Here is a 4,461-nt window from a genome sequence, read left to right as displayed (position 1 = left end):
CCTGCACGGGCAGGGATGCAGCCTATATTCTGGCCAGGGCTGTTAAAAAGCGCTCTGCCTTAAAGGTGGTGATTCGTACAGATAACGGGCCCCAGTTTATCAGCATAGCTTTTGAAATGGCCTGTGAACGCTTAAGCATTGAACACGAGAGGATTCCTATTAACAGCCCGAACAGTAATGCTCATATCGAAGCTTTTCACAGTATTTTAGAAAAAGATTGTTTGAGGATGCATGAATTTGAAAGCTTTGCCGAAGCTTCCCAGGTCGTTACCGATTTCATGAATTACTACAACGAAATAAGGATTCATTCTGGTATTGGATATCGGCCACCGTTGGAATATTATAACGAAATTATGAGTGAAAGTGTGAAAGGTCTAATGTTAAGTGCTTAATTGTCCAAAATTAAGGGGTCAGGGCGCCTTCGCAGTGCAGGAAAGCAGCCTTAATTGTTTCCGGGCTTAAGAATTTAAGCGCTTTCTTGTCGCCGCGGTAAACGGCCGCCGGGCTCTTGCCTTCCAGGGCACTGTGGGGTTTGTTCTGGTAGCACTCATCAAGCCAGACCCAGAAGAGCTTGTTCGGCTCAGCTAGTGTTTGGGGTTTGCTTAAGGCCGCTTCGCTTAAAAATGAGTCCACGACCCGGTTAAAGCGCTCCGGTTTGCCCGTGCTCTCCGGTGAATAAGGTCTGGCGAAAAGAAGCCGAATTCCCATGATGGCGCAGGCCCGGCTCATCCACTTGTTTCTGTATTGGCCGCCGTTGTCAAAGTAGACGCTTTCGGGTCGCCCGTATTTTAAAATGCTCTGGTGGAAGCAGTCTTCGACGATGACCTGGTCTAAAGTGGGGTAAAATTCTCCGTGGATAATAAAGCGGGTGGCATCGTCAAGGAAGAGCACCAGATAGACCTGCTTCATGGTCCCGCCTGGGCCGACGGGTAACCTTGGCCCATACTTGATATCTGAGTGCCAAAGTTGGTTGCGGTGTTTCCTCTGGTAGCGCAGGGCTGCTATGCCGGAGGAGGCGTAGAGTTTCATATGGCGGGTGCTGTAGCCCCTTTGGGCCAGTTTCTCCTGCAGGGTGCTGCGTTTAATCTGGCCCGGCTTAGCCAGCCCTTCCCACTCAAGAAACTGGATAATCTGGGCGATACTGCGGCCGGGCACTTCGCGGCGCAGCAAAATGGCCTGTTCAAGAAGCTCAGGCGCGATGGCTTCTTTGGTAACCTGCGCTTTGCCTTTGGGCTTCAGGCCAGCGAAGCCTTCGTTGTGGTACTTAGCCATGTGTCTGCGGATGGTTCGCTCCGAGATGCCGGTCTGGGTACAGATCTGGTCCTTGAGCTGCCTGGCTTTGGCCGGGTCGAGCCCTTCGGCCAGCAGCGGTGAGATCAGCTTAAGGCGTTCTGTGGCAATCGCTTCAGCCTTTTTCTGGTCCCTCATGTTAATTCCTCCTTTAGGGGCGGGGTTTAACATGAGTTTAAGGCAGTCTCAGGCGGACAGGAATGCAGAACGGGTCTGCAACCATAAATTTGCGTTTGCCACCGGGCGGACAACCCTGGCCAGCCAGCCGGTCCCGTCGCCTACGTGGTGCCAGATTCTTTGGAGCGGAGACTCGGGGAGATCTGGCGTCTGGTCCACAGCATTTTTTACGTATCTGGCAGCAATGGAGAGCAGGGCGCCTGCGAAGTAACCGGCCAGGGTGAAAAACAAGGATCTCCAGCGGTTGATCGTTGATTCATCAGCCGCCACATTTAGCGCTGACGCTCCGGTTATGACCGCCTCGATGCTCTCACTGCTGTAGCGCTTGTAGGGGACCAGGATGTCGGGCAGTTCGTGGTGGACTCGCCCGCATTCCTTGCACTTGAGCCTGCGGATGATTAATACCACACGCTCCCCCGCGCTATCGATAAAGATCCTTCTCCGGCTGCCAAACACAATCAGGCTGCCACCACAGCAAGGGCAATAATGCTGCTCTCCGCTCCTAACAAAAAACACCCCGGGTGGGGTTTTCAATCAGCTGATATTTTGATACAATAACCATATTCTTTTGGGGACGCCTCCAGTACTGTTGCCGACCACGGCAGTACATCTACCGAGGCGTCTTTCCTTTCTCTAAATTATTATATGGCCATTATATCCGGCTAATTCTGGACAGGCAATACCATCAACTTTCGGGCTTAATGGGGTAGCGGGTACAATAGCACTACTCCAATTTAATTTGATCCTTGATAAATATAAATCATGTTAAATGACTTTACGCACAAAAAAATAGGTATCATCCAGGGCATCAACAAAACTGTTTAGTATGACGAAAAGCAGTGCTTTACCTATCCTGCCAACCAAAGGTGGCAAGTTCAGTTTAGTTAATCGATCATTACTTTTCCGATATACCCAAATTCAGCCAGTGTTATTGGATCGCATGGCAGTTGACGAAATTAACAGCTTTATCATCTGAGTAATCATTTAACTATTCACGAGACATTATGCAAATTGAGAGCAAAATAATAAAGACCCCGAAAATTAGCCAGCTGTATTGGTAATTGCCTCTATAATCTGCAATAAACCCAAATAATGGTGGGGCAATAAACATGCCAGTTCTGGTAAAAATGACAGATAGCCCAGTAGCAATGCCAATGCGTTCATCTCCCGCAAGTTCTCCTATCGATATCAGATGTACACCGTTCCATCCATATGCTATCAAACCTAATGTAAATAAAAAAATATAAACAGTGGTCAGGTTGCTTCTGGAAGAATATAACAAAAGACCGAATAATAGGAATATGACCCCTGCAGCAAGACCAACGAATAAAAGAGTTTTTCGTCGATTACATCCCAATAATTTATCCGATAGTAAACCCCAGGTTAGCCGGCCGACAATTCCTCCAAGTTGGAAAATACCAAATCCTATACCGGCGTTTCTATAACTGATTGCCAGATCTCCAGAAAGATAAACTACCAAGTGGGTTAATATAACACTGGTGGCAGCCCCGAATATCAGGCCAATATAACATAGCTTCATTAAAGACTTATTAGCCAGCAGAGGTAAAAAATTATCCTTTATAAATTTATTTTTTCCATAGTGTTTTATATATATTCCTGACCGATTAACTACTTGATAGTAATTATTAACATGTTTGCAATGCAACTTATATACTACATAAGCAATAATCATAGTGAAAACAGCAGAAAGTTGTATTGTATATCTCCATCCAATTGTTTCTCCAATTATGGGCAATAAACTAGCCCCTGCTATACCACCGAAACCGAAACCTGATTGTATTAAACCCATAAAACTTGCCCGATTTTCAGGCATAGTGATTGCCCTTACTTCTCTATTAATTGAAGGAGTAATCAAGCAGGAACTAAGACCTGCCCAAAAAGCGAAGGCCAATAGCATGTTATATGAATTCGATAAACCATAGAAGACCATCATCAAACTCATGCTTCCAACGCCAAGAAGCATGCTCTTTTGTGAACCTATTTTATCGACAATTGTACCCGCGAATACAGCAACCACCGCAGAACTAATGAAAAAGAGTGTAGAATAATAGCCAATCTGAGTCCTATTTAAAGTAAATTCCTCCCGGATCAAGGGAAGCAATCCAAGAAAACCATTGTGGTTAAAATTAAATAATGTAAATGGTATAGAAATTAAGATAATCAGAAATAATAAATCAAGATTATATTTCGTCCTATTATTATTCTTAGTAATTATCAAGCTCTGCATACTCCTATTTATTCTAAAAAACTGCGTAGATAAAGAACATAGCATGTCCATTTCATCACAGTTATTTTATACTTGCCTTGCAAAACCATTGATGATGCCAGTACGCATAATAGGTAATACTTTGCTTAGATGCTACATATTAACATTTATAACAATCGAGTATATCTAAATTAATCATAAGCAAAAAATCTAAAGTAGTTACAAATTATGTAACTACTCACCCTTAACGAGTTAGCATAGCAAGCAGTTCTTTAACAATCGAATATTTCTCTGAAATAACCAGAAAATGTCTGTACTTTTCATGCTATCCATGGTACTATCAATACATGATAAAAAACGCTGTAATCAAGGCATCTCGGGTCATATGTCATAAAGCTTCCATCTTTGAAAGAGGAGGTGGACTGCGTTGAACTACTATCAATTTTTAAGCATCTATAACTCCGGGCCGGAAGCAACCTACAAACTACTCATCTCGACTATGGAAACCAACATCAAGCTTTCTGCACAGTTGGCCCAGTTAGAAGAGCGAGTCAAAGAGTTAGAAGACCGTTTGAATAAAAACAGCAGTAACAGTAGCAAACCACCTTCCAGCGATGAATTTATCAAACCAAAGAGTCAGCGTAAGAAAAGCGGTAAAAAGCCTGGTGGCCAAAAAGGTCGTAAAGGCAAAACCCTGGAAATGTCGGCTAATCCAGACCATGTGGTTGTTCACCGGGTCACCGACTGTGAGTGCTGTGGATGCCGGC

Annotated in this window: 3 protein-coding genes and 3 pseudogenes; 3 read left to right on the top strand and 3 right to left on the bottom strand. The window is 44.5% G+C overall.

Annotated features, from left to right (window positions below; translation table 11 throughout):
* Positions 1-71: 71 nt before the first annotated feature.
* Positions 72-293: pseudogene (locus tag SCJ97_11485) on the top strand (integrase core domain-containing protein).
* A 109-nt stretch (positions 294-402) separates the two neighbouring features.
* Here SCJ97_11485 and SCJ97_11480 read toward each other — a convergent pair.
* Positions 403-1,428 (bottom strand): DDE-type integrase/transposase/recombinase, encoded by a 1,026-nt coding sequence (locus tag SCJ97_11480; protein ID MDW7740652.1) that lies wholly within the window; start codon positions 1,426-1,428, stop codon positions 403-405.
* Positions 1,429-1,459: 31 nt separating this feature from the next.
* Here SCJ97_11480 and SCJ97_11475 point away from each other — a divergent pair, with 31 nt between their 5' ends.
* On the top strand, positions 1,460-1,678 hold the full coding sequence (locus SCJ97_11475; GenBank protein ID MDW7740651.1) for a hypothetical protein: 219 nt from the start codon (positions 1,460-1,462) through the stop codon (positions 1,676-1,678).
* 86 nt (positions 1,679-1,764) lie between these two features.
* On the opposite strand, the pseudogene SCJ97_11470 reads toward SCJ97_11475, so the two are convergent.
* Together SCJ97_11470 and SCJ97_11465 are read right to left on the bottom strand one after the other, a co-directional pair.
* A pseudogene (locus SCJ97_11470) lies at positions 1,765-1,923 on the bottom strand (DUF6431 domain-containing protein).
* 532 nt (positions 1,924-2,455) lie between these two features.
* Positions 2,456-3,706, bottom strand: a complete 1,251-nt coding sequence (locus SCJ97_11465) for an MFS transporter (protein ID MDW7740650.1) — start codon at positions 3,704-3,706, stop codon at positions 2,456-2,458.
* 523 nt (positions 3,707-4,229) lie between these two features.
* Between SCJ97_11465 and SCJ97_11460 the strand changes: the two are divergent.
* Positions 4,230-4,461 (top strand): annotated as a pseudogene (locus SCJ97_11460) (DUF6444 domain-containing protein).

Source organism: Bacillota bacterium (assembly GCA_033549065.1).
Taxonomy (GTDB): domain Bacteria; phylum Bacillota; class Dethiobacteria; order DTU022; family DTU022; genus JAWSUE01.
This window is presented reverse-complemented; position numbering and strand designations above follow the sequence as displayed.